The organism is Planctomycetia bacterium (assembly GCA_034440135.1).
Lineage (GTDB): Bacteria > Planctomycetota > Planctomycetia > Pirellulales > JALHLM01 > JALHLM01.
Window position 1 is genome coordinate 1 of the sequence record JAWXBP010000287.1, and the last position, 6,235, is coordinate 6,235.

Consider the following 6,235-nt stretch of genomic DNA (forward strand, 5'->3'; position numbering starts at 1 on the left):
AGCAGCAGGTGTTGTTGCCGTTGCCGCAGCAGTCGTTCGAGGCGCGGCGCGTGGAGTCGGCCAAGGCCAACTCGCTCTCGCTGGTGCGGTTCGACACCAGCGATTACTCGGTCCCGACCGCTTACGCGCATCACCCGGTGACAGCGGTCGGCGCCATCCAGGAGGTGCGGCTGATCGTGGGCGCCCGGGTCGTGGCGCGGCATCCGCGCGACTGGGCGCGCGAGAACGTGCACTACAATCCGCTGCATTATCTGGCGCTCTTGGAGCGAAAGCCGGGCGCTTTGGACTTCGCGCGGCCACTGCAGGACTGGAAGCTGCCGGATTGTTTTGACATCCTGCGTCGCCGACTCGAAGGCGAGCGACAGTCCGCAGGTCGCCGTGAGTTCATCAAAGTTCTGCGATTGCTGGAGAACCTCGAACTTGGCGAGTTGGCCCGGGCCATCGAACGCGCCTTGGCAATCGGAACGCGGCGATCTGCGAGTACTTGGCCTCCAAGGCCGATGTCGTGGGCGCAATTCGTCTGCCCTCGAACGCCTTCGAGCGCGAGGGAACCAAGGTCGTCACCGACATCCTGTTCCTGCGCAAGCGCGCGCACGGCGAGCCCGAGAAACTTGCCGATCGCGACTGGCTCGGCTTGGCGCCAATATCGGTTGAAGGCCTGGACGTGCCAGTCAACCGCTACTTCGTCAATCATCCAGAAATGGTTTTGGGGAAGTGGAGCCGCCAGGACACACTTTACGGTGAAGGCTATAGCGTCCTCGGCGATGGCGACCTCGCCGAGAAGCTGGATGGTGTGATCGCCAGGCTGCCCCGCTTCACGCCGCTGCTATCGCATCCGCGCGGGGCTGAACTGCAACCTGCCTTCACACCGCCTCCGACATGCGATACGCACATCGGCGAAGGGAGTTTTTTCATTCGCCCCGACGGGGCAATCCGGCAGATCATCGATGGCCAGCCCGTGCCGGTCGAATATGGCGGCCGGCGACTCCATGCCGACGGCACGATGACGGGCAAGCGCTTGGCGGCGCTCACTGGACTACGCGATCGAGCCCGGCGCGTGCTGCAATCGCAGAACGAGGACTGGCCGGAAGCGGCGCGCGAGCAGGCGCGGCGTGCGCTCAACTGGGAAGACGATCGTTTCGCCGCCGCCTACGGCCCGATCAACAAGACGACCTTTAGCGAAACCGAGGGCGGCGCTGTCAGCCGCCGGATGCCGAATCTGGTCAAGTTCCGTGAAGACCCGGACGCCATGCTGGTCATGTCGCTCGAAGATTATGATGAGATGACGGGTTGAGCCACGAAAGCAGCGATCATGAACCGCGAGGTAGTCGGGCGCACGCCCACCGTCACGCACGTCAGCTCCACCGAGGAAGGACTGCTCGTATCTCTCAACCAGCACGGCGCCGTGGACTTTCCATTCATCTAGTCACTCTACGGCAAACTGGAACCCAGGATCATCCACGAGTTGGAAGACCTGATCTTTCACGACCCCGAATCCAAGTCCTGGCAAACGGCCGACGTTTATCTCTCCGGCAACGTGCGTCACAAACTTCACGCCGCTGAGAGGGCTGGAGGCGAATTCGCCCGCAATGTCAAAGCCTTGGAAGCTGTGCAGCCGGAGGACGTGCTCCCCCGCGACATCGACGCCAATCTCGGCGCGCCGCGGATCCCCGAAGGCGACATCCAGTCCTTCGCCGCCGACCTGTTCCGTGTCGCGCTCGCGTCGGTTCCGGTAAAGCAATTGAAGCAGGAGGCTGCCTGGAGCATGGAAGCCGATCACGCCGCGACGGAGTCGGTCGCTGCCACCAGTGAGTATCCATCGCGGCATCGCAACTCCGCGATTATCAGCAGCGATTGGGACAGCCGTTCGCCCAAGAGGATTACCACGTGCAGTTGGCTGGGCTCCGCGACCAACTCAAGTCCGCGCTTTCAAGCCAAACAGCCGAGTCCGAACAACCGTCGGGGCGAAAGGTTTCGGACCGAGCCGATCAAATCAAAGCGATCCGCGCAGTGCACAAGGCTGTGGCCGCACCCGAGCGCGCGCCAAATCTGGGAACGTCTGCCGCCGAGGCAATTACTTCCCAAATTCGTCGGACCGTCGACGTGGCAAAGCCCGGAAGTCCCGGCGAAACAGTTAACCGCCGTCAACCGTCTCCGTCGGCGCGCAATCCAGGGGGTTCCGGCGGCTACTGTCTCGGCTGACTCAGAACTTGTTCCGGTCGATGTGGCCGACGCGCGCAAGCGGACAGATTCCGGTCGCGCCTCGAACTACGTACGCGTTGCCGAGTAATACTTGAAAATCGTTCCCGCATCCGCGGCGTCCTCGAAGCCGGTCACATTGATGACGGCCTCTGCGAGCCGGTCCTTTGGGTTGCGACCCTTGTGCAATGCGCGACGCTGCATTCCGCCCGCGATGAGATCAGCGCATTCTAGAAGGACTGTGCGGCCCTTCGTGACGGGCTCCATAGGTAGGACAGTCAGCTGACCCGGGAACTCCAGCGCGACAGCCTCACCGAGTTGCTTCGACATCTTGTGCAGAAACAGGGAGACGAAGCCCGAGTCAGCTTCCTTGATGACACGAACACTGCGGTTTTCCATTAAGCAGTTGCACTCGCGAAGGTACTTCAGAGAATCCACGACAAGCTGAATAAACAAAGAGACCAAAATTTCGTGCGTTCGGCCGCGAGAGACCAACGAGTAGCCCAGGAAGAGAACGCCCGAGCGCCGAGATTGGAGTTGTTGGAGCAATGAGACTGCCCGTTCTACCTTGTCGGCGCCAGTTTCAGAAAAATGGATCGTCTCGGTCCAGCCCGTGTTTGCACACCACTGCTCCAACGCAGCAAAGTGCTTTTCAAACTGCATCCAGTTGATGATGCACACGCCAGCGATGCCAGTGTAGGTTTTGTCGCCCTCGTTGCCTGTTTCGTCCAGGTAGAACCGAATTTCCGGGAGTGAGTCGCGATGCGCGGCAAGATACTCGTGAAACTCGGCCTGCATTGCTTCTCTAGCTCGTCGCGTCTCCTCTACACCACGAAATAGCCGTAACTCGTTCTGGATCATGCGCCGAACCCGACCAATTGTCTCAATACGGTCGAGCTCATAAAGTACTTCCAGTTCGAGCGGCCGCCAGCGTTCGAGCACGTCCGCCTGATACATCTTCCAGTACCTGATGCACAGCGAAGTATCGCTGTCGCGTGTCTCGGGGAATCGTTGAAGAATATGGGCGACTCGTTGTTCGCGGGTCGCCAAGTACGAGTTGGCGATGTCCGCCAACATCTTCTGCCGACGTTCGGCTTGGTCAGGCAGCAGGTCGGGCTCACGGGGAGTTGACCAAGGTTGAAGTTCGGAGATTTCGGGAGTTGGGTCGTGAATTGGGAAGAGCCAGCCACTCGCATCATTTGCTTGAGGAGTACGCGCGTGAGGACTCGTCGGCTCAGCCAAGGGCCGAGGCGGAGGGACGGCAACGGGAAGCGCCGGAGGGGGAACGACCGCTTCGATTGGAGGGGTGTCCGCCGCTGTGAGACCAAGTAACGTCTCCCAAATGCCATGCTTGTCATCAATGGTGGCCGCTGAATTGATTCGCTGGCAGACGGCTTCAAACTCAGGCGTATAGGGAAGATGTACCACGTCCGGCCCTTCGTTTCGGGCCAAATCGAGCAGCATTTGCTTTGGATCACGTCTCTTGCTCATTGAAGAATGCTCGCCGCTGCTTCACGACGTTTTGAATGATTCGCGCCGCGCGGGCCGTATCGTCGACAGTCTCATTGGTATTCGTTTTCAGCCGTTCTTAGAAAGGACACCGTCCGCTTACAGGCGTTCACAGGATTATTGGATGGGCTGCTTCCCCCTCGCCCGTTTGGAGAAGGTGCAGCAAAGGCCATCGCCAGCGATTATACCTAGAACAACCAAAGCGCCGACGCTTGACCTGGAGACGAGCAAGCTGCATACGGCGGCGCTGGCAATGGTCGGCCACTCGTCGCTCTCCGGCATTCAGAAGAAGATTTCGGTCAACCACTCGGCCGACCGGGCAACGCTCCAGGTTGCGGCCGCCGGCGGGCGCTATGTGCTCAAGCCGCAAACGGGAACCTACCCGGCCTTGCCTGAAAACGAGCATGTCACCACGCAACTGGCCAAGCTGGTAGGGATCGAGGTTGCGCCCAATGGCTTGGTGTCGCTTAAGGACGGCACGCTGGCCTACATCGTTCGTCGTTTCGACCGCTTACCCGATGGCCGGAAGCTGCGCCAGGAGGATTTCTGTCAACTAGCCGAATTGCCGCCAAAGGACAAGTACGGGGCGTCGACCGAGCTTTGCGTCAAGCTGGTCCGGAAGTACACCGACGAGCCGCCCGCCGAATTGCTGAAGCTCTACCGCCTGCTCCTGTTCGGTTGGTGGACCGGCAACGGCGACGCGCATCTGAAAAACTTTTCGCTACTCACTGGCGAGGACGGCATCACGCTGCTGACGCCCGCCTATGACTTGGTATGCACGCGGCTGGTGATCCCAGACGACCAGCTCGCGCTGCCCTTGCAGGGCAAGAAAGACCATCTCCGTCGAGGAGTGTGGCAGCGTTTCGCCGACTATTGTGGACTGCCCGAAAAGGTCGCACTGCGGGTGCTCGACAAGCAGGCCAAAGTACTGGACGACGCGACGGTCCTGATTGACCGCAGCTTCTTGCCGGACGACATGAAGAAGTCGTTCAAGCAACTTGTCGGCGAGCGCACCGAGAGCATCCGTTAGCAGGGGTCGAACCCCCTGTGCAGGATTCGAGGCGCATGCGCCTCACACCTGCTTTGAGCTAAAGCGGCTTCGATTCTCATCGAAGTCAGTCCGCATCGCCCACGCCCCACCTCCGCCATCGGATAGAATGCCGGGATTACTCGAAGGGCTCGTGCTCCTGCTAGACAACAGCAGTGTGAACGAGCAGACATCGGTTTACTCCGACAAGCCTCCGTCGAACCGGACAAACACGGCTCCCGAGCGCGCGCCGCACAAGGAAACGGCGGCGGCTGAGGCCATCGTTTCCCCGCATACGACAATCCTTCGAAAGTGCGGGTGACGGTTCGCTCGAGTTGATTCCAACATCGCGTCACCGGAGGAGTACCGGCATTCAAAACTCCTTCCGGTCGATGTGACCGAAGTAGCGAGCGCATCGCCCCATTGTGACCCGGTCGTGAGCGCCGTCGCTCCCGGACACAATCTCTTGAGTGCCGTCGCCAACCCGACTCCGCCAGCAGCGGCGCTGATTGGCAGTTCGAGGCTAATACAGCTAGCAGCGGTCTCTGAATTGAATCGAGATCACGCTGAGCGTTTCCACGCCAGTCGAGAACGGCGACCGTGCAAAGTACAAGCAAATCCGCCTGGCATAGCGTTTGCTGTTCCTCGAGCCGCAAATGCATCAGTACAGTTCTGAGATCCCATCGGAATGTCTGATCACGGTCATTGAACGCGAGGGCTACGCGCAGTCAAGTCGACATGCTACTGGCAAAATGTACTCAAAGGGCACGTCCATTATGGCTCATGATGAGAACCGGCCAGACCAAGACGGCAGACGTGGGGTTCTGCTTACGCGAAATGGGAACGCTCCGCCATCGCCGCCGTGGAGGGCCATGCTCGAGTTTTTTTGCATCTTCACAGATACTCCATGCCACTATGCGCACACGAAAGTTGCCTCGGCCACATGTTCAAGCCTTAGCGCAATCGGACCTTAGCGCAATCGGATCTGCACTTTAGTCGATGATTGTTGACGGCGGTTGAAAGTGGGTGGCATTGCGGAGCGGCCGCCCGCCAAACTTCAGTTACTTGCTGGAAGGAAGGCTTCCTTCAGCCTTCTTTGACGAGGAGGCTGAATCACCGGGCCCCTCTAAGAGGTTTTCGTCTTCGCGAAGTGGTTGCACCTGCTGCGCTTGTGCTTCGATGACGCGAGCTTCGCTCGTCAATCCTCCTTCCGCTTGCGTAGACGGCGCTTCGAGGTCAGAAGGGGAGGCGTTCGTCGCTTTGATCTCGCGCTTTGGATGGCGGCCAAGTCCGGCTTCGCGACTATCGAGCATTACGACGGGAACGCCCTGTGGAAAGATGAACTCGCGAGCTTCGTCGGGCATCGAGATGCCGTGCTTCTGGAAGGCCAGCTTGACCAGCCGAATTACGGACGACCTGACCTTCAACCAACTGTGTGCGCGCCCGTCGAGCCAAAAATAAATACGCAAGGTGACCGTCGCTCGGCCCAGTGCCTCTACT

The 6,235-nt window shown here is 59.8% G+C and carries 5 protein-coding genes; 2 read left to right on the top strand and 3 right to left on the bottom strand.

The window, feature by feature from the left end; translation table 11 throughout:
- Nucleotides 1-505 precede the first annotated feature (505 nt).
- Nucleotides 506-1,294 carry a hypothetical protein gene (locus tag SGJ19_17445; GenBank protein ID MDZ4782036.1) on the top strand — a complete coding sequence of 263 codons (789 nt, stop codon included), beginning with the start codon at nt 506-508 and terminating at the stop codon, nt 1,292-1,294.
- A gap of 132 nt (nt 1,295-1,426) precedes the next feature.
- On the opposite strand, the gene SGJ19_17450 is transcribed toward SGJ19_17445, so the two are convergent.
- On the bottom strand, nt 1,427-1,828 hold the full coding sequence (locus SGJ19_17450) for a hypothetical protein (protein MDZ4782037.1): 402 nt from the start codon (nt 1,826-1,828) through the stop codon (nt 1,427-1,429).
- Nucleotides 1,829-2,268: 440 nt separating this feature from the next.
- Nucleotides 2,269-3,663 carry a hypothetical protein gene (locus SGJ19_17455; protein MDZ4782038.1) on the bottom strand — a complete coding sequence of 465 codons (1,395 nt, stop codon included), beginning with the start codon at nt 3,661-3,663 and terminating at the stop codon, nt 2,269-2,271.
- Between the two features lie 19 nt (nt 3,664-3,682).
- Between SGJ19_17455 and SGJ19_17460 the strand changes: the two genes are divergently transcribed.
- The gene (locus tag SGJ19_17460; GenBank protein MDZ4782039.1) at nt 3,683-4,738 is read left to right on the top strand and encodes a HipA domain-containing protein; all 1,056 of its coding nucleotides are present in this window, start codon (nt 3,683-3,685) and stop codon (nt 4,736-4,738) included.
- A 1,058-nt stretch (nt 4,739-5,796) separates the two neighbouring features.
- Here the strand turns inward: SGJ19_17460 and SGJ19_17465 are convergent.
- On the bottom strand, nt 5,797-6,235 hold a 439-nt coding region (locus SGJ19_17465; GenBank protein MDZ4782040.1), incomplete at its 5' end, for a mechanosensitive ion channel protein MscS.

Bases quoted from the DNA above. Each gene is read 5' to 3' on its own strand.
- SGJ19_17450 (MDZ4782037.1), bottom strand. From the start codon at position 1,828: ATGCCGCGATGGATACTCACTGGTGGCAGCGACCGACTCCGTCGCGGC.
- SGJ19_17455 (MDZ4782038.1), bottom strand. From the start codon at position 3,663: ATGCTGCTCGATTTGGCCCGAAACGAAGGGCCGGACGTGGTACATCTT.